General features: G+C 34.1%; 1 protein-coding gene. It reads right to left on the reverse strand.

Going from position 1 to position 3218, the window contains the following annotated elements:
* Nucleotides 1-314: 314 nt before the first annotated feature.
* Nucleotides 315-3167 (reverse strand): NACHT domain-containing protein, encoded by a 2853-nt coding sequence (locus tag M3P05_RS20205; RefSeq protein ID WP_249701936.1) that lies wholly within the window; start codon nucleotides 3165-3167, stop codon nucleotides 315-317.
* Between the last annotated feature and the right edge of the window lie 51 nt (nucleotides 3168-3218).

Below are 3218 nucleotides of genomic sequence, written 5' to 3' on the forward strand. Positions count from 1 at the left end.
TAAATGCCTGCCACAAACTGATATGAAGGCAATGGTAAAGGTGACTGCTGGCGTTGCAACTGTGTGAGTACCAAAGAAAGATAGCAAGACGAGTTGGAAACGAAACAGCACACCAACTCGAAACCAATTTACGAGTGACTCGGAAAACAGCAACTCTGAACTCTCACAACGCCAGCATTGCACAATATTAAAAATTCATTTGCAAAAAATCTTCCTTGCCTCGATTTCTGGGCAAGGCCACCTAACGCTTGCGTAAGGGGCGCCGCAACGCGGCGTCCCTGCTTGACGCACTTGTTACATGCCTGATGCGAATCTCAAACTGAAATAGTTTCGATCAGGTTGCTAATATTTTCTCCTAGAATACCCTGAGTAATAAAATCTTTTACTTCATTCTCACTATTATTATTTAATCTATAGCCATTTCCTGCAGCACCTTTTGCAGATTCTCTATTTAGGAATCCTTCTGTTTTTAGAATATCAAGGTATTTAGATAGAATAATTTTGTGCTTTAGCGATGCGCATTGCTGCTTATATAGTTGATCTGATTTCCAAACAAAAGAGTTTTGTTTGAATCCAACTTTAAATATTTTCTTAAGATCAGACTTGATGTTGTCAATTCGTTCTTGCTTGTTTTGAACACCTGTGTTGATAATGCTTTTTATATTGTCAGGTAGAATGCAATTGTCAAAATTAACATCGGTAATGGAGTTTTTACCAAAGTTTGAGGTGTCAATATCTTTGAATTCACAATCAATAAACACTGCTTTACCTTCTGGGATTGATGACTTTCCAAGATTTGAATATCCGGAAAAATATCCATTTAAGACTGTAAAATCTTTAAAATCTAAAGGAAAGAAATCTCCATAGATGGATAGGTATTTAATGCGTTGACCATCATTTTTACCAAATAAAGCCAAGAGTATTTTTGAATAATTTTCTTTTGTTCTAATTTCACTAGACATTGCAAGATACAACATACTAGAAATGGTTTTTCTCGATAGTTGCATATTTACTTTAGATTCTTCTAAATCGTCCAAAATATCTTGTATTGCAGATCTAAAATACTCATGTCGATCAGGCTTTGAGGTAGATGCAATTTCTTTTACTAATGAACCTCCTTTGTAACAGTCTCTAGAGATTATCTTTAAAACGCCTTTGCTATTCTCTCTTGTTGTTGTATTAATTTTATGCGAGATATATCTTGCCTTTATCCAAAACTCAAGCGAATCATGTTTTATTCTGAAGTTGTTGCCAACTCTTTGAAATAGAGGCGAGACATAAAAGTTTGTAAATTCTTTGGTGTTTTGCTCATCTGCTCCCAAGTGTGAATACTTAAGAAGTTCATCTAAATCAGTTTTTGATATATTGCAACTGTAATCGAATACAATGTCTTTGAGGATGTCAAAGTAATCATCGCATGAAATGTCTATATCTTGCTTGATAATATCCCGGTTTATAATCTGGTGTATCACTTGATCAAGCGGGTTGTCATCCTTAAAGTAGTTACTTTTACTAATTTCTTGTGTAACACTCGATCCAGCTTGCGATTCAACTAGTTCACATAGCAAGCGCATAATCAGCGGGGTAACTTTTTTATCACTATCTAGTGAAAGGGTGGAAATATAGTCTAATACTTTGTTGTCATAACCTTTTCCAGAGTGTTTACTTTTGTGATTGTATCGAACTTTTAAGTACTTCTTTATTAGGCACTCATCAAATCCTTTTAGTTGATACACATTTACTTTATTTCTATCAAATTTTTCAGAATTATTTTCTCGAGATGTTATTATTACTGAACAATTCAGATATGTATCATTTAACTCAATTACAGAATCAATAAAAGCATCTAGGTTGAATTTCTCTTTAAGCTTCGACTCTATTTCATCTAAGCCATCAATTATGATAAGAATGTTTCCCGAGCTGATATTTAACGCAAGGTTATGGGAGTTTAATGTAGTATCCGGGTCGTCTTGAAGAATTCTATATAATGATTGAATTGAATCTATAGATTCATCAGCTCCACTTATTTCTTCTGGCAAGTCAAATGAAGAGAGTAGTAGTGCTTTTTTCTTTGAACCTTTAGCTAATTGTTGGTCAAGTTTTTGGACAACTTGCTCACAAAAAGTCGTTTTTCCTACACCACCATCACCCAATAGTATATGTATAGGTTTGTCATCGCTTGATGTGTGAGAAGCGATTTCATCTAAAAATATCAAACTTAACTTTTCGGTATTGTCTTTATAAAGCCATTGATCGATAAAGTAAGGTTCTGTTGTTACATTGCTACTTTCTTTTAAGGAGTTAGTAAGGCAGTGATTCCAAATATAGTCCTCAATGAACTCATGTGTGAAGTCAACATTAGGAAAATCTTTTTCGTAAGGACTGCATTTTTTCAATATGTTATTTTTTCTGTTCTTTACCTCCTTACCAGTTGTCTTACTGATCTCTTTTGGAAATAAAAATGTTAGGCTTATCAGTCCTTTTATTTTTATTTCACTATCTTTGAAGAGCTTAGACAATGAACTTGAAAAGCTAATATTTCTTCCAAGGAATACAAATCCTAGCTTCTTATTGTTTACGTCAGGAAGAGTGTAAAATTGAAAGTCTTTCTCTTCTCGTACTTTCTCAATATCCCTATTTGGATAGACAATAGAGATTATTTTATCACATCTCCAGTCTTCATTTTCTGTTACAGATTTATTGATATACTTATATATTGAAACTGGTATTTTTTCGTCTATGTCGATGTATTCTTTATTATCGAAAACATTGCGAAACAAGTTTTTTATAGACTCTTCTATAGATTCAAGATCATTGTCGTTCAAACCAACGTTATTGTCATGAGACTCTATGTTTCCTAATGTTTGCAGGGTATTAAGGTCAGCCTTTATCTTCTTTAGGTGGTTCTCATTTTCAGATAAGTTTTTTTTGCTTAATGAGTCTATTAAAACTTGGAATTTAGTTGCCTTGCAAAGTTCTTTTGTACTTTGATTGTCAGAGTTTATTAGGATGACCCTGCAGATAGCTTCTCCTAGCTTTCTAGCATCATTCGCATTTTTATTTTGTTTGAAACTTTCTAAATAAGACTCAATACGTCCTAGTACTTCTAAAACTGATGACACAAAAAATCCTTGATGTTGATGTTGATTTGCATGTAACGCTTGCATGAGGGGCGCCGCCGCAGGCGGCGTCCCTTTGATGCACTTGTTACCCGCTTT

Origin of the sequence: Parendozoicomonas callyspongiae, from assembly GCF_023502345.1 — a bacterium.
In the GTDB taxonomy this organism is placed as follows: domain Bacteria; phylum Pseudomonadota; class Gammaproteobacteria; order Pseudomonadales; family Endozoicomonadaceae; genus Sansalvadorimonas; species Sansalvadorimonas callyspongiae.

Bases quoted from the DNA above. Each gene is read 5' to 3' on its own strand.
- M3P05_RS20205 (WP_249701936.1), bottom strand. From the start codon at position 3,167: ATGCAAGCGTTACATGCAAATCAACATCAACATCAAGGATTTTTTGTG.